The sequence below is a fragment of the Bacillus sp. FJAT-18017 genome, from assembly GCF_001278805.1.
In the GTDB taxonomy this organism is placed as follows: Bacteria; Bacillota; Bacilli; order Bacillales; family Cytobacillaceae; genus Bacillus_D.
The window spans coordinates 1,189,334-1,207,326 of sequence record NZ_CP012602.1 but is presented as its reverse complement, the minus strand read 5'-3'; the positions used below and the strand labels follow the sequence as shown (position 1 = coordinate 1,207,326).

Annotated in this window: 15 protein-coding genes; 7 read left to right on the top strand and 8 right to left on the bottom strand. The window is 42.4% G+C overall.

Going from position 1 to position 17,993, the window contains the following annotated elements; genetic code table 11:
• Positions 1-26 precede the first annotated feature (26 nt).
• The gene (locus AM500_RS05525; protein ID WP_053598336.1) at positions 27-281 is read left to right on the top strand and encodes a hypothetical protein; all 255 of its coding nucleotides are present in this window, start codon (positions 27-29) and stop codon (positions 279-281) included.
• 98 nt (positions 282-379) lie between these two features.
• Here AM500_RS05525 and AM500_RS05520 read toward each other — a convergent pair whose 3' ends face one another.
• On the bottom strand, positions 380-1,177 hold the full coding sequence (locus AM500_RS05520) for a hypothetical protein (protein WP_053598335.1): 798 nt from the start codon (positions 1,175-1,177) through the stop codon (positions 380-382).
• 341 nt (positions 1,178-1,518) lie between these two features.
• Between AM500_RS05520 and AM500_RS05515 the strand changes: the two genes are divergently transcribed.
• Complete coding sequence (locus tag AM500_RS05515) at positions 1,519-5,631, top strand: phosphodiester glycosidase family protein (RefSeq protein ID WP_053598334.1); 4,113 nt, start codon at positions 1,519-1,521, stop codon at positions 5,629-5,631.
• Positions 5,632-6,525: 894 nt separating this feature from the next.
• Here AM500_RS05515 and AM500_RS05510 read toward each other — a convergent pair.
• Entirely contained in the window at positions 6,526-7,332 is an 807-nt protein-coding gene (locus tag AM500_RS05510) for a histidinol-phosphatase (protein WP_053601631.1), read from the bottom strand.
• A gap of 429 nt (positions 7,333-7,761) precedes the next feature.
• Between AM500_RS05510 and AM500_RS05505 the strand changes: the two genes are divergently transcribed.
• From AM500_RS05505 to AM500_RS05490, 5 genes are all read left to right on the top strand, one after another.
• On the top strand, positions 7,762-8,406 hold the full coding sequence (locus AM500_RS05505; RefSeq protein WP_053598333.1) for a 2OG-Fe(II) oxygenase: 645 nt from the start codon (positions 7,762-7,764) through the stop codon (positions 8,404-8,406).
• Positions 8,407-8,430: 24 nt separating this feature from the next.
• Entirely contained in the window at positions 8,431-8,592 is a 162-nt protein-coding gene (locus AM500_RS25350; protein ID WP_156319753.1) for a hypothetical protein, read from the top strand.
• A gap of 185 nt (positions 8,593-8,777) precedes the next feature.
• Positions 8,778-9,281: an Lrp/AsnC family transcriptional regulator gene (locus AM500_RS05500; RefSeq protein WP_053598332.1), complete on the top strand. Its 504-nt coding sequence runs from the start codon at positions 8,778-8,780 to the stop codon at positions 9,279-9,281.
• Entirely contained in the window at positions 9,281-10,498 is a 1,218-nt protein-coding gene (locus AM500_RS05495; protein WP_053601630.1) for an aminotransferase, read from the top strand. Before AM500_RS05500 ends, AM500_RS05495 begins: the two co-directional genes overlap by 1 nt.
• A gap of 646 nt (positions 10,499-11,144) precedes the next feature.
• The gene (locus AM500_RS05490; protein WP_053598331.1) at positions 11,145-12,401 is read left to right on the top strand and encodes a pyridoxal-phosphate-dependent aminotransferase family protein; all 1,257 of its coding nucleotides are present in this window, start codon (positions 11,145-11,147) and stop codon (positions 12,399-12,401) included.
• A gap of 141 nt (positions 12,402-12,542) precedes the next feature.
• On the opposite strand, the gene phnX is transcribed toward AM500_RS05490, so the two are convergent.
• The 6 genes from phnX to AM500_RS05460 all read right to left on the bottom strand — a co-directional run bounded on the left by phnX (position 12,543) and on the right by AM500_RS05460 (position 17,991).
• Positions 12,543-13,364: a phosphonoacetaldehyde hydrolase gene (gene phnX, locus AM500_RS05485; protein WP_053598330.1), complete on the bottom strand. Its 822-nt coding sequence runs from the start codon at positions 13,362-13,364 to the stop codon at positions 12,543-12,545.
• Entirely contained in the window at positions 13,361-14,455 is a 1,095-nt protein-coding gene (gene phnW / locus AM500_RS05480) for a 2-aminoethylphosphonate--pyruvate transaminase (protein WP_053598329.1), read from the bottom strand. The genes phnX and phnW overlap by 4 nt, the downstream gene beginning before the upstream one ends.
• Before the next feature lie 24 nt (positions 14,456-14,479).
• Positions 14,480-15,322 (bottom strand): ABC transporter permease subunit, encoded by an 843-nt coding sequence (locus tag AM500_RS05475; RefSeq protein ID WP_053598328.1) that lies wholly within the window; start codon positions 15,320-15,322, stop codon positions 14,480-14,482.
• Complete coding sequence (gene phnE, locus AM500_RS05470; protein ID WP_053598327.1) at positions 15,322-16,107, bottom strand: phosphonate ABC transporter, permease protein PhnE; 786 nt, start codon at positions 16,105-16,107, stop codon at positions 15,322-15,324. Before phnE ends, AM500_RS05475 begins: the two co-directional genes overlap by 1 nt.
• Positions 16,108-16,119: 12 nt before the next feature.
• Positions 16,120-16,884, bottom strand: a complete 765-nt coding sequence (gene phnC, locus AM500_RS05465) for a phosphonate ABC transporter ATP-binding protein (protein WP_053598326.1) — start codon at positions 16,882-16,884, stop codon at positions 16,120-16,122.
• Between the two features lie 72 nt (positions 16,885-16,956).
• Positions 16,957-17,991, bottom strand: coding sequence for a PhnD/SsuA/transferrin family substrate-binding protein (locus AM500_RS05460; protein WP_053598325.1), 1,035 nt, complete (start codon positions 17,989-17,991; stop codon positions 16,957-16,959).
• Between the last annotated feature and the right edge of the window lie 2 nt (positions 17,992-17,993).

Here is a 17,993-nt window from a genome sequence, read left to right as displayed (position 1 = left end):
GTCCATAACGGGAGGTGATAAATCCTATGAATCCAAAAGACCGTCTAGACATGAAAGTAAAAATCATGGATATTATCAGGAATAACACGCATGCAATTCCAGGAGATATAGTTGCTAAAGGCGAAGATGCAATCGAACATTATAAGGAGCAATGTATAGATGAATTTCTTTTGAAGTACGAGGCCAAACAGAAACAATCCTTTGCAGATACTCAAATCACTAATGAAAAACTGGACATCCCGGCGTTTTTAAGGGAAAGAAAGAGAAAGAGAAAAAGATAACATGATCCTCACTAACAATTCCTGAAACGTTCTATTCTCCAGGCAAAACGAAAGTGCAGGCCCATTTCTCCTGCACTCTCTTTTTTATTTAGCAAAAATCATTTCTTTACAATCTTCGATGGATTATTGATTTTATATCCAACGGAGACATCGAGCAATAGAGATTCATCTTCTACATCCTTGCCTTTTGGCAGGCTCTTTTTAACGATTTTGCCGTCAAACTCCAATTCCATACCTGGTTCGAGTTCCAATTTTTTAAGAGTTTTGCTATGGGAACCCCATGCAAGCCCAATCTCAATCGGTTCCTCCTGTTCAATCCGAACATCTTCAAACACGACAACCTCATCATTTTCTTCATTAAAATGATTCCAGCTTAAAGCCAGCTGTTTCACTTTTCCAGTGAAATGAACTTTATCTTCCGGGAGCGTTATTTTCGGTGCTTTCTCCTTTTTCTTGGTTGCCTTTTTTGCAGCAGGTGTTGAGTCCTTTTCCTGCTCAGACTTTTCAACTTTCCGGCTCTCCGCTTCTGCTTTTTCCGGCAAAGGTTCTTCATCTTTACCAGGCTCTGCTTCTGCTTTGTTCTCCTTTTCAACAGCAATGTTTTCTGTTTGTTGGCTGCTTAATTCTTTTACAAAAGAAGAAGACTGCATTTCCTTCAGATAAGCAGGATGTATACACGTTAACTGACCATCGGCGAATTCAATAACAAGACTGTTGTACTCACCGTTTTTGCCGTATACCTCGAAACCCTTTATTGTTACATTAGTATGCTGGTCCTTGTCCTTGTACAAAAAAGTATTTTTGCCTCTTAAGCCCCATTCCTTAAGCTTTTCCATGTAATGACTGTCATCTTTAAATACTTCATATTCTCCTTTAGGAGGGATATATTGTGTCATATGATACTTCCTTTCGCGTATATCTCTTAGGTTTCATTTTATAGTAGTTTCTAGCCCTGGCATAGGAAATAGGATGTCCACAGCTCTTTACATACAAAATAAACCCATAAGTGCAGCAAAGCAAGTCCGTGGGTCCCCCCTGCTTTACCCAAAAGGAGTAACAACCACCCCACCGTCTCCTCCTCTTTCAGCGTCCGTATATAGTCTAAAAATATAATTAGGCCTTTCCACTCATTGAAGTTCGTGAATTCTTAATATTCAATTAACATATGCCCAATATCTGTACACTACAATGATGTTGTTGTCTTTTGCTATCATTCTTTTTAAATTAGGAGGAACCCATGCGTTCAAATTGGAAAAAAAGAATACTGCCCGTTACACTCTCCTTTGCCCTCGCAGGAAGTATTATTTCGCCAAGCTTTACATCTGCGCTCGGCCCGTTCGATTTGCAGTCTGTTATTGCACCAGTACCGATCAATCAGTACCAAGCAGATCTTGCTCCAGGTGTTAAGGAAAAGCATTATAGTTTTGAAGGAAAAGATGGCAAGAAGATTGAGAGTTTTGTAGTTGATGTCGATATCCAAAATCCTACTGTCTCAATCGAGGCAGGAACACCGAATGACAGCAATACATACGGTCTGCAGCCAGTGAGGCAGCAGGCAAAAGCTGCGGATAGTGAAAACCATAAAGTAGTAGCTGCCGTGAATGCCGATTTTTATAATATGGCAACCGGTGAGCCGCATGGCGTTGTTTATAAAGATGGACAGGCTGTAAAGGGAACAAATAGCGGATCGCACAAATTCTTTGGAATTACCAAGTCAGGGGAAGCTGTGATTGGCGATGCAGCCCAATACCCCGCAATGAAGGACCAGCTCAAGGAAGCTCTTGGCGGGAATGCCATCCTTGTAAAGGACAGTAAAGTTTATCAGACTCCGCAAACGGGACAAGATAAGGAACCCCGGACGGCAGTCGGTATCAAACAGGATGGCGATGTCTTTTTCGCCGTGATTGACGGTAGACAGGAACCGTATTCAGCAGGTATTTCGATGCCCGATTTGGCACAATTGATGATTGACCTTGGTGCGGTAAGTGCCCTGAATCTGGATGGGGGCGGTTCGTCGACATTCACAACCCGCACACTTGGCGGAGATACTCTTGAACTCGATAATAAACCGTCAGACCGCAACGAACGAAGTGTAGCCAACACCTGGCTCGTTGTTACAAAAGAACCGTCCGACCATATTTTCGCGTCGGCACATGTCGAGCCTTATGATAAGTCCTTTACAACGGGGTCGACCATCCAGTTTTCTGCAAAAGGTAGGGACAAATCGATGGCGTCCGCTCCCCTTCCGCAATCTGGTTTAAGCTGGTCAATATCCGACCCGTCCTTCGGCACAATCGATGAAACCGGAACGTTCCTCTCAAACGGAAAGGCCGGCCAATTCGAGATTCTCTTAAGCCACCAGGGGCAGCAGGTCGGCAAAAGTATCATCGAAATTGCCAAGCCGGATGAACTGAGTTTTGGTTCCACTGAACTGACAGCCGCCAGAAACAGTGAAGTCGATCTCACCCTTATTGCAAAGTTTCAAAAACGGGTTGTCGAATGGAACCTTCAGGACATCGAATTCTCAATCCCTGAAGGAATGGGGACAATCGATGAAGCAGGAATCCTTCATACCGGGGATAAAAATGTATCGGGTACAATCACCGCAACATTAAAGGGAACCAGCCTCACTGCCCAGATGAAGGTCTCCGTCGGAAAAATGCCTGAGGTGATCTTTGATTATGAAAAAGGCATGACTGGCTGGAGAACGTCCACTGCCGGCCGCGGTGAAAAAGGAATTCTCACCCTTTCCTCTTATCCGGACCAAGTGAGATTCGGCAACCAAAGTTTAAAATTGGACTATGATTTTACGAATGCACAGACCGGTACAACGCTTGGCGTCTATGCAGGTCCTGGCGTCAATACGCCAATCAGTGACAACCCGACCGGCATCGGCATGTGGGTGTATGCAACTCCTGAAGCCCAAGGCTACTGGCTAAGGATGATGATAGTCGATGGCAACGGCAAGAACCAATCAATCGATTTGACAAAAGAAAAGCCAGGTGTCGACTGGACAGGCTGGAAGTACATCGAAGCCCAAATTCCGGCATCTTTCACCGGCCCGTTCAAATTGCATTCTACGCAAACATTCAGAATGATGTCGACCAAGTCCGGCATCACAGGCCCGATGTCAAAGGGGACAGTCTACATTGACAACATCCGTGCCGTGTACGGTGAAAAGATGGATGATTTAAATCCTCCAGTCATTGAATCCATCAATGTTGACGGGAAAAATTTTGACACAAACACAGTAGGTATCAAGGCGAATGTCAGCGAATTTGAAGATGATCCGTTCAAAACTGGGATCGACTGGGAGAAAATCAGCATCTATGTTGATGGAGTAAATTACAAGAACTCAGAAGGTCATTACTCGTATGATATGGATGGCTCCGTTTCTCTCAGCGGCCTGAAATGGGCAGACGGAACCCATAAAATCACCTTGATGGTGCCGGACAAATTCGGCAACCAGGCCATCAAGACGGTTTATTTTACCGTCAACACCGGGGCTGCAAAAATGGAAGTTGTCAATCAACAGGAGCAGCCGCTACTCGGTGATCTGTTCAACCTGACTGTTAAGGCAACAAATCCTGAGAGTCTATCAGGTTCAACCATCAAGCTGAAGGTTGATAAAAACTTCCCTGTGGAGGCAGTCCAGTTCGGAAATGGGTTCAATGAAAGTTCGTATGATTATGACAGAGAAACCGGAACCCTTACATTAAATCTCATTAACAATGGTGCATCGGCTTCCGTTGATGCCGCTACCATTGGGGTCCGCATACCTGCCGCCACAAAAGAAGGCAGCAAGCTGACCTATGAGATATCAGAAGCAATGCTGAATTTCCGGAATGACCCCGGTAGCAGCTTTGTTCCGACATTTTCAATGGCTCCGGTAAGCAAGGAAGTAATTGGCGCCTTTACGATTACAGCTGACCCTATTTTAATCGGCGCGCCAACCGCCATGACAGTGAAAGATACAAAAAACCAGCCAGCTGCTGGCGCGGAAATTTTTGCCGAGATTGAAGGCAGCAGCGAGCCGATTTCACTCGGCATAACGGATGAAAATGGCCGTCTGATTTCTGGCCCAATTACAGATGAAGTCAAAAAAGTTGCTTTATATGCAGTTAAGGACAGCAAGTACTCGTTCAAGATGAACACACAGACATACCCTGCCCTTGCTGCGGAAAATGAAATCAAAAACATCCTTTCCAATCCAACAGGAGACCCTTATAAGACGAAATCGTTCACCTGGATGTCGAGCCCGCTGACTGAGGCTGGGGCGATGGTCAAGTTTGCGCGCAAGCAGGATTACGAGCGCAAAGGCGAGGATGCATTTGAGACAGCAACTGGTACGTCAAGCAGCCAGGTTTTCTCAGGGGAGCTTGATATTAAAAAGAACGGGATTGTTAGGGTTAACGAGGTAAAACTTAGCAAACTTCAGCAGGATACAACCTATGTTTACCAGGTTGGAGACGGGGAGAACTGGTCACCAATCGAGGAATTTACGACTGAGCAGCGCAAACAGAATTTCGAGTTTTCCGTTTTCGGCGATACGCAATCCCCTTCCGATTTAAGCGATTTTAGCAAAATCCTTGTAAACCAAAGTAATAACGATTTATCATTCATGATCCATGTCGGTGACCTGATCGATGAATCGGCCAAGTTCAAACAATGGAACGACGCGCTCGGCCTGATGAGCAACTTTAGCTCGATCCGCTCCACCGACCTAGTTGCAGCGCTTGGCAACCATGAATACATGGGCGACCCTGACGGCAGCCTGGCAAAGGCAATTTTCAACAACCCGGAAAACGGGCCTGACGTGGACAAGGGCGGCACGTATTCAGTCGATTACAACAACATGCACATTAGCGTTCTCGGTTATACAGACAGCGCTGAAGTGCTTGACAAACAGCTCGAGTGGCTCAAGCAGGATGTCCAGAATAGCAACAAACCATGGAAAATCCTTGTCACCCACAAGCCGCCATATTTTACGAATCCGTTCGGAGGCAATGCCGTCATGAAGCAGAAGCTTCCTCCGGTTGTCGATGAGCTCGGCATCGATATCGTATTCTCCGGCCACGATCATTCCTATGGCAGGACAAAGAAAATTAAGGACGGCCAGGAAGACTCAAACGGCACTGTCTACATTGTTGCCGGCACGACTGGTAAAAAACACTACGACGCCGTCGCTGATGAAAAATTCGACTACGTCAACATGGACCCGATCGCAGTCTCGATGCACGCAAAAGTCGATAAGGACACAATCACATTTACAACCATCACCTCAGACGGTGAAACAATCGATCAATTCACAGTCAAAAACGAAGAGTATTTTGACGAGGATGAAGAATAGAATCTACTTGAAGGGCAGCTGCGGGGAAACTACAGCTGCCTTTTTTTACGGAAAGCGGTGATTGGACTGGATTTGTCCTGAATTTCTGAAGATCTGTCCTGAATCGTTTGGGAAATGTCCTGAATCATCCGGGAAATGTCTTGAATTTCTAAAAATCTGTCCTGAATATAGAAAAAGTTGTCTTGATAGATTGATTGACCTGCGTGTTTCTGTCATTGACGCCCCCCTATCAACAACCACTTTGCCTTTTCTGAAGCGAAGCTTGTTAAGAATTGGATATACTCGCCTCCTCTCTTCTCAACGGACTCTTTTTCGTCTAAGCACCTCTTCTATCCAGTTGCCAGACCAGCCTCTAAGCATCCGGGATTGCTCTCGGAAACTTTTCTCACACTGATTTTCAATTTATTAATCTTCTTACCATAAAAATTCATATTCTATTAAAACTTCCTTAATATTTAAATCCTATACTTATAAATGCAGACAGCGTTGTTCGAGCAATACACTCTCTGGTTTCAGCATTACACGGAGTTAATGTTGGGGCTACGAACTTTGTTCGGACAATAACCATTTCTTTTCTCAACGACTTTTTCCAAGAAGAAAATGGCGGCCTCCCCGCCGCCCCCCCAATACTATAATGAACAAACTCTCTCCCAGTTTGTTAATAAATGCCCTTTGTACAGTGTACGAAGAGCATTTTTTCATGAACTCTTTATGAATCTGATGCCCACCTTTTAGACATGGCCGGGCGAATACGAATTGTCTCCTACTAATCGGCGTCGTAGGTCTAGAAGTCAAACCTGACCACGCGAAGCTTCAGAAGATTTGTCCTACAAAAGACGCCAAACTTGAGCCGTCTCCTGTTGCCAGCTCAGATCCCGTTACTGCCCTCCCCGGTTACAGCGGCACAGCTACCCTCTTCTTCTCTTTAAAATAAACCCACTCGGTAAAGCCAATTTCTTTGAGGCGTTCCCGGACGAATTCGAAGTCGTCGGCCACTCTTTCGGGATCGTGGGCGTCAGAGCCAAATGTGACTGCTACTCCGTAATGTTTGGCGACTTCCAATATTTTGTCGGAAGGATACCAGCCACCTGAGTCCTTTGTTTTGCCAGAAGTGTTAATTTCAATGGCAACATCATTTTCACCAATGATTTTAAGAGTTTTTTCAATGGCATCGGTCTCTATTGAAGAGAAAGAAGGATAGAATCCCTTCATGGCATCGATGTGGCCAAGAATTTGGAACAGGCCGCTTTGTGCCGACTGTTCAATCAAGGAGTAATAGGCTTCCTTTACACGTACTTTTTCGCTTTTTGAAAGTCCATCCCAGCGGCCCTTTTTAAAAATGCTGACATCCTCCACAAAATGGACGGAGCCGATAATATAATCAAATGGATATTTGTCTAAAAAGCCCCGGTATATTTCCACATGTTGGGGGAAAAAGTCTGATTCTACTCCCAATAACACATCAATTTTCCCGGCATACTTCTCTTTTAACTGCAGAACTTCCCGTACGTAACCCTCAAATTCACTCTTCGCCATCGTGATTCCGGGAAATGGCCGATCCTCTTCTTCGGCAAAATAAGGAGAGTGGTCCGAAATCCCAACAGCTGTCATTCCTTTTCTAATCGCAGCTTCAATATAGCTCTCAATGTTCCCCCGCGCATGGCCACAGCGGTCGTGGTGTGTATGTAAATCGAATATCACAGAAGGTGTCACTTCATTCACGTCAATTCTCCTCCTAACTTCTTGCAAATGGGGACGGTTCTAGTTTTGCCTAAGGGAAGGCTTAGGAAATTCACAGAAGCAAGAAGAAAAACGTCCCACCCAAAACACTAGGACCGCCATTTTATCATTTAGTGTCGACTCGGTGTTAGTATCCTATTCTAAAGGCTCACTTTTACAAACCCGTCGATTATTACCTATATCGTATCCTAAGTCCCTTCATTTTTGGAACTAATTCCGTAATTTTCAGGACAATAAGTGTTTACTACATCCTTCCTTTTACAGGCTACTTTTTGGCATTATCACCTTGCTGAATTCTGCAATCTGTATGACGTTATGCTAATTTTATATAAATTCAAAACATTTGTTATATAATTAGTATAGCCAGAAAATAACAGAGGTGAGAAAAATATGTCGAGCGTAGCTAAAGAACAAACGATTTTCAATCACGAAAAAAGTACTATCAATACAGAAGATAAAGTTATAAATATTGTGGCAAAAATAGAAGAACCCTTGGTTGTGGTTCTTGATAATGTGTTGGATAGTGAAGAATGTGATGAGTTGATTCGATTGGCAAAAGATCGAATGAAGCGTTCTAAAATTAGTGAGAATCATCTCGAAAATGAGATTCGAACAAGCAGTGGCATGTTTTTTGATAAGATGGAAAACCAACTGGTCGCAAAAATTGAAAAAAGAGTTTCAGAGATTATGTGTATTCCGATTGAACATGGTGAGGAAATTCAAGTTCTGCATTATCTTCCTGGGCAAGAATACAAAGCTCACTTTGATTATTTTTCATCCAAAAGCAGAGCAGCGGAAAATAACCGCATCAGCACCCTCGTCATGTATTTGAACGATGTCGAAGAAGGCGGCGAAACAGTCTTTCCCCGACTGAACTTTTCCGTTACACCCAAAAAAGGAATGGCCGTTTACTTTGAATATTTTTATGAAGAACAGGCCTTAAACGAGTTGACACTACACAGTGGACTGCCTGTCATAACAGGGGAAAAATGGGTCGCCACACAGTGGGTGAGAAGGAAAAAGTTAGTTCTCTAAGCTAGAAAAAGCTAAAGGTTAGGAATGACAGAAGAAGAAATGAAAATATTAATTTTAATAAAAAGCAAGGCTGCCCAAAAGGTCGTGAATGGCGACAATTTTGGAGCAGCCTTTTTGTTTCAGGTTTTCAAATCCTCAAAAATTAATCATATTAAGAAGTATTATCCAATCGTTACCATGCTCTAGAAGTGTTTTTCGCAGGTTTATAGGACTCCTTTATGTGGAACAACATTCCGTGAAACAAGAAAAACCGGGGATGACGGGCACCTAAATATTCGTAAGTTTCTGCCAACTCCATTCTTATTCTTTTAGCCTCTTTTCAAAAGTGGTATTATATGAATATTGTTGTTTGATGTATAGGAGGAACTCAAATGAAGTTGTCCGATAATGAGTTAGAGGTTTTATCAATTTTAGAAGAGAATCATCGGATCCCGACTGCTGATATCGCGAAGATGTTGAATCAGAGTGTGGATCAGGTGAAAGAAACAATAAAGAAATTAGAAGATGAAAAGGTGATTGTGAGTTACCCCGCGCTTATTGACTGGACCAAGGTTGAAGGCAAGGAACCAGTTGTTGCAATGATTGATGTTAAGGTTACCCCGAAGCGCGGTGTTGGATTTAACGAGGTGGCGGAGAGGATTTATCGATTCCCCGAGGTCACTTCCCTCTACTTGATGTCCGGCGCGTACGACCTGTCGATCACAATTGAAGGAAAAACGATGACCGAAATTGCCAAATTCGTTTCCGAAAAGCTGTCAACGATTGATAATGTCATGTCAACAACCACACACTTTATGCTGAAAAAATATAAACATGATGGCGTCATTTTCGGCGAGGACAAGGAAAGTGATCGGAGAATGGTGGTTTCTCCATGATGAATGAGTATCAGCACTATCTTTCCGAAACTGTAAAAGATATAAAACCATCAGGAATCAGAAGGTTTTTCGACCTTGCTTCCACGATGAAAGGAGTTATCTCATTAGGAGTCGGCGAACCGGACTTTGTCACACCCTGGGGCATTCGCGAAGCGGCCATTTCTTCACTGGAAGAAGGCTACACTTCCTACACAGCCAATCCCGGACTCCTTGAGCTAAGAGAGGAAATTTCTTTTTATTTAAAAAATAGATTCCAAGTAAATTACGATCCTGCAAATCAAATCATTGTTACAATCGGAGCGAGCCAGGGAATTGATTTGGCCTTCCGTACGATTCTTAATCAGGGCGATGAAGTGTTAATCGTCGAACCAGCCTTTGTATCGTACTCTCCATTGGTTGCACTGGCGGGTGGAACACCGGTACCTGTCTCAACTCATCCCGAAAACGGATTTAAGCTTACACCCGAACTGCTCGAATCGGCGATAACAGACAAAACAAAAGCAATTCTGCTTTGCTCACCGAACAATCCAACCGGGGCTTGTCTTACGAAACAAGAGCTTCAGGAACTGGCTCAAGTTATTGAAAAACATGACCTCCTCGTCGTTTCTGATGAAATTTATGCAGAACTAGCCTATGACGAAGAGTACACCAGTTTTGCAAGCATTGAAGGAATGTATGAGCGAACAATTTTACTTAACGGTTTTTCTAAAGGATTTGCGATGACAGGCTGGAGACTCGGATGGATTGCCGCGCCCAAGTGGCTGACCGAAGTCATGATCAAAATCTTTCAATATACAACGATGTGCGCACCGCACATGCTTCAGCACGGGGCGATTGAGGCATTACGGAATAACTATGATCAGGTAGAAGCAATGAGAAGAAGTTACCGGAGGCGAAGAAATTACCTCGTTCAAGCCTTTAATAACATCGGACTCGATTGCCACAACCCTGGCGGAGCGTTTTACGTCTTTCCTTCTATTAAAAGTACCGGACTATCATCGGAGGAATTTGCGGAAAAGTTGCTGCTCGCTGAAAAAGTCGCCGTCGTACCGGGCAGTGTCTTTGGAGAAAGCGGCGAAGGGTATATCCGCTGTTCATACGCGACAAGTTTGGAACAGCTTCAGGAAGCTGTTACCAGAATTAAACGGTTCGTGGATTCGCTTGAAAAATTGACTAAAGATTCAAGTGAAATGCTTTCTTCAGTTGAAGGCAGTTAGGCCAAATCATTAATATATAAGGTTTTTCAAGAAGAAACTTGCCAGGCCCGAAACTGTATGCCTGGTAGGTTTCTTTTTTGCCAAAGTTGGCTGTTTATATTTATTGCTTCACGACCTCTTACACCTTTCCATAAAGATTGCGGCGGACTTGGCTTCACTTGGGCTGTCGTTCTTTCATTAACACTCCCTTCTTATATATTTTCTGCCGCCCTTATCTCCTATTACAGAACCCTTATCTGTGATAAAGATTCGGATACTAATCTGGCCCCAATTGCGACTTATCCTTATTGAACAAATAGTTGGCCTTCCGAATTCATTTTGGAAGATTGCACTATAAGTAAAATGAGTTTTTTTATCAGGTTGAAATATATAGAACATTTGAATATAGTATGTATATTTCGGGTATCCTTTTTACCTTGGAATGTATGTTTAAGGATATCATTTTTCCTATTTTCCAACATAACATTTTGTGTATAAGCGCTTTAAAAAGAACATACTCTAACTAAGTTTTTCGAATTGTCCGTTGATTCCAATGCTTTATTTTGTTAAAATAAATTATTGTTTTTTTAAAATAGTTTTTACCATAAAACATTCTTCATAATTATTCATTTAATGTAAATTTTATTCAAATTAGGAGGTAGAATATATGACCAAGTATACAGATTTAAATGTCCCACTTAGAACAATTATGACACCTGGGCCTGTAGAAGTTGATCCAAGAGTATTGAGAGCGATGGCTACCCCGATTTTAGGACAATTTGATCCTGCATTTACGAATATCATGAATGAAACAATGGAAATGCTTCGTGCGGTATTTCAAACAGAAAATCATTGGGCATTCCCGGTCGATGGAACTTCCCGGGCAGGTATTGAAGCTGTTCTTGTCAGCATTATTGAGCCTGGGGATAAGATTTTGATTCCAATATACGGCCGATTCGGCTATCTTTTAACCGAAATCTGCCAGCGTTTTGGAGCAGATGTTACGACAATGGAGGTTCCGTGGGGAGAGGTTTTTGACCCGGAAGATATCATAAACAAGATTCATGAGGTTTCTCCAAAAATTGTTGCTATCGTTCATGCCGAAACATCAACTAGCGCCATGCAGCCGTTAAAGGAAATCGGAGAAGCTTGCCGAAATGCAGATGTTCTGTTGGTTGTTGATGCTGTAGCATCAATAGGCGGAGTCGACCTCAAGGTGGATGAACTCAAGCTTGATGCAGTTATTGGCGGTACGCAAAAATGTTTATCTGTTCCATCTGGCTTAGCCCCGATTACTTTTAACAGCCGAATTGAGGAAGTTATCAATAAAAGAAAAAGTATTGAATTGGGCTTAAGAGCGTTTAACAGCGAGCCTTCCAACAATCGCATTGTAAGTAATTATTTTGATTTAGCTCAGCTACAGGATTATTGGAGCCCTGTCCGCCTTAATCATCATACTGAAGCGACAAGCATGCAATATGCCTTAAGAGAAGGGCTTCGCATTATTCTGGAAGAAGGACTTGAAAACCGGTTTGCCCGGCATAAGTTAAATGAAGAAGCACTAGTTGCAGGAATTAAAGCAATGGGCTTACAAATATTTGGTGATGAAAAACACAAGCTTCCTGTTGTTACTGCAATTGAAATCCCTGAAGGAATTAACGGCGACGAGGTTCGTGCCATGATGCTGGAAGACTTTGAAGTTGAAATTGCCAGTTCGTTCGGACCGCTCCACGGCAAGATTTGGAGAATCGGAGCAATGGGCTATAGTTCCCGGAAGAAAAATATTCTTCATGTTCTTGCAGCATTAGAAGGAACGCTTATTCGAAAAGGCTTTAACGTGAATAAAGGCGAAAGCTTACAGGCGGCATTAAATGTATATGATGACTATAAAAAGCGGAATCCTGAAACCGTCGGAGCAAATTAGCATATCCACTAGTTAAAAAGAAAAGCTTTTGAAGCATCATATTACTGTAAAACATCATAAGTGAACCCAAGTAAAGTTTTGAAAAAAGGGAAGGTTCTACTCTGCCCTTTGGCAAACTAGAACCGTCCCTGCTTTACCGTTTTAGCTAATCTGTTGCGGAAGGTCTTTTTCCTTCTGAATAAGCTGGTTGATTTTTTCGATTAGTGCTGGCAGTTCGCTCATGGATTTGATGGTGAAATCCGCTCCACTTCGCGTAAAGGTTTCTTCTGTTCGGGAGATTGCTTTCTCTTGTTCATCTTCGGATAGCGCTTGAAACTCATCTAAACTTAATCCCATTTCAGAGCTTCCTACCACAACACCTACTGCCCAAACGCCTGCATTGACAGCTTCTTTAATGTCAGAGATGGTATCTCCTACTTTTACTACTTTCCATGCTGCTGATAATTTCAATGCTTCCATATTACGATGAATCATATATGGATATGGCCTCCCGAATGAATTGGTCACATCAGGTGTGATATAAAAATCAGGGCTGTAGCCTTTTTTCGAGGCATTCGGAACAACTACATCCATCATGCTTTGCGTATACCCTGTTGTGGAGCCAATTTTCAATCCTTGGCTTCGTAATGTTTGCACAGTCTCTACTACCTCTGGAAGCGGATCTGTATACTCGCTTAAGGAAGACAGAAGTGCCGGTTCAAATTCAGCATACAATTTTTCAACATCTTGCTCTGTAAAGGCTCTTCCGTATTTTTCTTGCCATAATGCAGAAATTCTTGGCATGGATAGCATCGCACGGATATGGTCGATTTTCAACATTCCCATCGGTTCTCTTGCCTCTGCCATTGTCACTTCTATTCCTGCCTGTTTAAAAATATCGATAAACACATTGACTGGTGCAAAGCAGCCAAAGTCAACCGTTGTCCCGGCCCAATCAAAAATAACTCCTTCTATTTTGTTCATATTTTTACCACTCCCATGTAAGTTTCTATAATAGCGCATACTTCTTCTATATCTTCTTCATGAATGTCCCCGATATTTCCGATTCGGAATGTTGGTTCATCTGTTAATTTCCCTGGATAAAGTACGTAACCTCTCTCCTTGACATATGTATAAAAGTGCTCAAAGTTAAAGTCTTCATTCGGGAAACGAAAGGCTGTAATAATAGGAGATTGTTTTTCTTCTGATAAATAAGTCTCAAACCCTGCTTCTTTTAGTCTCTCTCTTAAAATTCGATTGTTATTCTGATAACGGGAAAATCTTGCTGGAATGCCGCCTTCTTCATCCAATTCATCAAGGGCTTTAGCAAAAGCCGCCACTGCATGAGTCGGAGAAGTGTAACGCCATTTCCCGTCCTTATTCATTTCCTTCCATTGATCATATAAGTCCAATGACAGACTCCTGGAATTTCCTTCACAGGCTATTAATTTATCAATCTTTGCTATGACAAATCCAAACCCTGGCACACCTTGAATGCATTTATTGGCACTGCTGATTAAATAATCAATTCCCAAATCAGGAACACTGATCCCCATCCCGCCAAAACTGCTCATCGCATCAATGATTAACGTCTTCCCAAATTCCTTCGATAGTTTTGAAATCATTTCAATTGGATTCAGTATGCCTGTTGTTGTTTCACAATGAACCATAACCACATGCGTAATGTCAGGATCTTCTTTTAAAATCATCCGAATTTCTTCTTCGTCTGGAACTTCATTGTAAGCCACACTATATTCGCGAAATGCCAGTCCAATATACTGGGCCATTTTAACAATTCTCTCACCATAGGCACCGTTCGTTAGGATTAAAACCTTATCTTGATCCGATATAGCCGTATTCATCACAGCTTCAACAGCAAACGTGCCACTTCCTGGCATGAGTACAGTTGTATACTCTTCCTTGCCGGCTCCTGCCAATTCAAGAAGCTTGGCTCTAATTTTTTGCGTAATAATTTTATAATCATTGTCCCACGTACAACGATCGAACAGCATTTCCTCTTTCACACTGCCTGTTGTCGTAAGTGGCCCGGGTGTTAAAAGTTTGTAGGAATTCATAGTTCACTCAATTCTCCTTCATCTTTAGTTGGAACTGGCCGGGAAGTAACGTTTTTTCAAACGAGTTGAAATAACCTCCAACAGAATGGCGATAATCAAAATAACGTATGTAATAAAGCCAACCTCGCGGAGATCGAAATAAAATCCGGAAGCCATAAACAGGTCAAATCCAATTCCGCCTGCCCCGGCTGCTGCACCCATTGCGACAGCGACCCCGAAGTTGATTTCAAATCGCAAGAAAACCCATGACAATAAATAAGTAAAAGTAGATGGTACAACACCGCTTCTGATAATATGCCACCAGTTCGCACCCGTTGATTTCAAAGCTTCAAAGATTCCTTTATCGACTTCTTCAAATGCCTCTGAAAATGCCTTAACCAAATAAGCGACAGAATGGAAGAGCATCCCAAGAACAGCTGCTTCACTTCCCAGCCCGGCGGCAATCGCAAAAATCAACACCCATAATACGGTTGGAACAGCCCGAATAATTGCAACAAATACACGAACAATTCTCGATACCCATACCGGCGCTAAATTCGTGGCGGCCATCAAGGAAAGGAAGAAAGCAATAATGGCGCCGATAACCGTAGACAGGAACGCTAAACCAAGTGTAATCCCGACTTGATACATAGCTTCTCTTAAATCAAAATGATTCATTGCCGGCTCGAGAAACATCACCTTCAAGTTATAGGCTGTTTCCGTAATAGCTGTACTTAGCTCCAGGCCAGCATAGTTAAAGAAAAAGAAGGAAATAACTGTTAAAATGGCCAAGATGAGTAATGTCCAACTGATAACTTGATCACCCTTGTTACCCGGTTTTATATGTATTCGGCCGTCTTTGCTTCTTCTAATATAGGTTGCTTCCATTATAGAATCACCTTCCGTATATAATTTGAAAGGATATCCACGATAATAACGGTAATGACAATACATAATGTCACAAGTGCGACGGCATCATAATTCAGCATCTTATAATACATATCAAACGTATATCCAATTCCTGTACCTGTTAAGATTCCTACCAACGTGGCATTTCGAATATTCGTTTCAACCATAAACAGCACCCAGCTGATCATCTGCGGCAAGCATTGCGGAATAACAGCCTTGCTGACAATCTGGAAATAGGTTGCCCCTGTTGCCGTTAATGCTTCAACAGAACTTTGGCTGGCTTCATCAATCGATTCTATAAACGCCCTTGTTAAAAAACCTACTGTCCCAACAAATAACGCGAGAAAGCCGGTTACAGAATTTTGTCCAAAAGAAAGGAGCAAAATCAACGACCATGCGACAACTGGAATATTCCTTGATACCGAAGCAACAAACCGGGCAAATACACTTAAAAAGTTATTCACTTTTGTCGTTTTTGATCCGAATATGCCTAAGAAAAGAGACACAACAGCGGCTATCGTTGTTGCCGCAATAGACATAAACACGGTTTCGGCCAGTTTCTCCAGGATTTTCGGCAGTTTATCGAAGGATTCCTGTGTCACGATTAAATTGGAAAAAATCCAGCCGATTGCTGCAGGGATTGTCGCCATCCCTTCTGCAAAATTAAAGGATGTCATAGCTGATGATAAATAAGTAAGAACGATGATAATGAGAAGAAAGACTCCTGTCTGCCATCTGTTTTTTCGCATCGTTTGTTCAGTCACTGTCACTTCTCCCTACGCTGTTATTAAATCTTTTGTTTTGGTTCCATAAATGGTGTGAATTTGTTCTTCACAAAGCTCATGGCCCTTTCCATCAAAAACGATTTGCCCTTTGTTCAAACCAATAATTCGATCTGAATAATGCTGCGCCACTTCCACCTGGTGCAAATTCACTAAACATGTAATGCCCATTTCTGTACTAATCATTTTTAAATGGTCCATAATCACTTTGGAGGAATTCGGATCCAGTGAAGCAATCGGTTCATCACAAAGTATCAGTTTCGGTTCCTGAATAAGCGCTCTGCATATGCCAACACGCTGCTGCTGCCCGCCGCTTAATTGGTCACACCTTTTATAGGCATGTTCATGAATGCCCAGCTTCTCCAGCAAGTAAAAGGCACGTTCTTTTTCCTCTTCTGTATATCTGCCCAACAGCCCTTGTAGTGTTGTCTTGTAACCAAATCGGCCATGCAGGACATTCTCAACCACCGTCAACCGAGGTACGAGATTGTAATGCTGAAACACCATCCCAATATTCGTCCGCAATTTACGCAATTCCTTTTTATTCAAACTTCCAACATCATGATGGTTAAAAAGGATTTTTCCCTCGTTAAATTCAACCATCCGATTAATACAGCGCAGCAACGTGGATTTACCAGCACCGGACGGACCAATGATCGAAACAAATTCCCCTTCTTTTATGTCAAAATTGATATTCTTTAATATCTTTTTGTCAGCTGTATATGATTTTCCAAGGCCTTCTACCTTTAACAATGACATACACATGAACTCCTTTTAGCTTATTGGCAGGGAGAGTGCGCGTTTGTGCACTCTCTCCTTCCCCCTAGTAGTCTATTTTTTTGAAGCTTCGCGGATGGGATCATACCATTCATCTTCCACAGCCACTAGCCGTTCTTTATCACTTTTAGAAAATAGAGCGGTCTGTTCCGAATCTTCAGGAGCAAAGATTTTTTCATTATTTGCTACCTCATCGGAAGTTAATAGTTTTTGGATCTTATCAAAATCCTCTTGTCCGATTACATCCATATTTACAACAAAAGGCTCATTCAGGACTGGGGTGGCACTCATAAGTGTAAATTCCTTGCCTGTTACGGAATTAAAAGGTTCCGCTGCATTATCTTTAACGCGGTAAACAGCACCGGCTGTATTTTCCTCCCCTTCCGCAATCTCAACATAATCTTCCACGCACGTATCACAGAATGCGGCAACATCTGCATTACCCGTCAATAAATTGACTGCAGAGCCTTGATGGGAGTTGCCAAATAGTACTTGAGAGAATAACTGTCCGCTTTCCATCAAATCTTCTTCCGTTAAATCTGCATACTTTTTCTGCTGTGAAAAATATTCAATAATGCTGGCTGCAGGAACTTTAAAGCCTGATGTTGAGCTGTTTGATACGAAAGAAAACTTTGTATTGGCAATCTTATCAAGTGAAAACTCCCCATTTTCCTTATACTTATCTTGCTCGTCCACATTTACCGCCAGCCAGCTATAGTATTTGGCGTCATCCAATGTACCGGATTCACCCGATTTTACAGCGATTGTCTGAATTGCATCATTTCTATTTTTTGCTTCGACATACCCTTGGGCACCCATGAAAGCAAGGTCCGCATTGTTGTTTACCAGCGTTTCAATTGCAACCGCATAGTCAGTTGTTAATTGATGTTCGACTTTTTTGCCTGTAGCCTCCGAAATCAGTCTGCCAATTTCATCACGGGATGATTTCAAATCCTGACCAGATTCATTTGGATACCAAACAATTTTGATCACATCATCCACTGCTGCAGCTTCTTTTTTACCTCCACTGCATGCTGTTAAAAATACAGTGAATATCAAGAGTATTGTCAATAAAGTTTTTGTCTTCATTT

What these genes read in the sequence shown, in the direction of transcription:
- phnW (WP_053598329.1), bottom strand. Translation starts at nt 14,455, where the DNA reads ATGAATTCCTACAAACTTTTAACACCCGGGCCACTTACGACAACAGGC.
- AM500_RS05490 (WP_053598331.1), top strand. Translation starts at nt 11,145, where the DNA reads ATGACCAAGTATACAGATTTAAATGTCCCACTTAGAACAATTATGACA.
- AM500_RS25350 (WP_156319753.1), top strand. Translation starts at nt 8,431, where the DNA reads ATGACAGAAGAAGAAATGAAAATATTAATTTTAATAAAAAGCAAGGCT.
- AM500_RS05500 (WP_053598332.1), top strand. Translation starts at nt 8,778, where the DNA reads ATGAAGTTGTCCGATAATGAGTTAGAGGTTTTATCAATTTTAGAAGAG.
- AM500_RS05505 (WP_053598333.1), top strand. Translation starts at nt 7,762, where the DNA reads ATGTCGAGCGTAGCTAAAGAACAAACGATTTTCAATCACGAAAAAAGT.
- AM500_RS05495 (WP_053601630.1), top strand. Translation starts at nt 9,281, where the DNA reads ATGAATGAGTATCAGCACTATCTTTCCGAAACTGTAAAAGATATAAAA.
- AM500_RS05520 (WP_053598335.1), bottom strand. Translation starts at nt 1,177, where the DNA reads ATGACACAATATATCCCTCCTAAAGGAGAATATGAAGTATTTAAAGAT.
- AM500_RS05525 (WP_053598336.1), top strand. Translation starts at nt 27, where the DNA reads ATGAATCCAAAAGACCGTCTAGACATGAAAGTAAAAATCATGGATATT.
- phnX (WP_053598330.1), bottom strand. Translation starts at nt 13,364, where the DNA reads ATGAACAAAATAGAAGGAGTTATTTTTGATTGGGCCGGGACAACGGTT.
- AM500_RS05515 (WP_053598334.1), top strand. Translation starts at nt 1,519, where the DNA reads ATGCGTTCAAATTGGAAAAAAAGAATACTGCCCGTTACACTCTCCTTT.
- phnC (WP_053598326.1), bottom strand. Translation starts at nt 16,884, where the DNA reads ATGTCATTGTTAAAGGTAGAAGGCCTTGGAAAATCATATACAGCTGAC.
- AM500_RS05475 (WP_053598328.1), bottom strand. Translation starts at nt 15,322, where the DNA reads ATGGAAGCAACCTATATTAGAAGAAGCAAAGACGGCCGAATACATATA.
- AM500_RS05460 (WP_053598325.1), bottom strand. Translation starts at nt 17,991, where the DNA reads ATGAAGACAAAAACTTTATTGACAATACTCTTGATATTCACTGTATTT.